Source organism: Psychromonas arctica (assembly GCF_036697365.1).
In the GTDB taxonomy this organism is placed as follows: Bacteria; Pseudomonadota; Gammaproteobacteria; order Enterobacterales; family Psychromonadaceae; genus Psychromonas; species Psychromonas arctica_A.
This window is the reverse complement of the sequence record NZ_JBAHZA010000070.1, coordinates 1-616: the sequence shown is the minus strand read 5'-3', so window position 1 is coordinate 616 and position 616 is coordinate 1. Positions and strand designations below refer to the sequence as shown.

The window sequence follows — 616 nt, the reverse complement described above, 5'->3', positions numbered from 1 at the left end:
ATTATGAAATCGTAGATGGTACAGTTGTCTTAACAGAAGCGGGCGCAGAACTTGTCAATAGTGGCGAAGAATTACCTACATTTACATTAACACCAAATGACGGCACTACTGACGGTGAAGCCGCAACTGTTGAGCCAGGTGTTACTACTACCAATGATGCACCAGAAATAACTATTACTAGCAGCAATGACTTCACTGAAGATGACGGCAGTGCCGTTGAAGGTGCTGTGGTTGCGACGTTTGAAACAACAGATGAAGACGGTGACGAGGTTACTGTTACATTGAGCGATACCGTAAATTATGAAATCGTAGATGGTACAGTTGTCTTAACAGAAGCGGGCGCAGAACTTGTCAATAGTGGCGAAGAATTACCTGCATTTACACTAACACCAAATGACGGTACTACTGACGGTGAAGCCGCAACTGTTGAGCCAGGTGTTACTACTACCAATGATGCACCAGAAATAACTATCACTAGCAGCAATGACTTCACTGAAGATGACGGCAGTGCCGTTGAAGGTGCTGTGGTTGCGACGTTCGAAACAACAGACGAAGACGGTGACGAGGTTACTGTTACATTAAGCGATACCGTAAATTATGAAATCGTAGATGGTAC

The 616-nt window shown here is 44.5% G+C and carries 1 protein-coding gene; it reads left to right on the top strand.

The genetic code is table 11. The features are described from left to right. On the top strand, positions 1 to 616 hold a 616-nt coding region (locus V5290_RS17355; RefSeq protein ID WP_333388787.1), incomplete at both ends, for a hypothetical protein.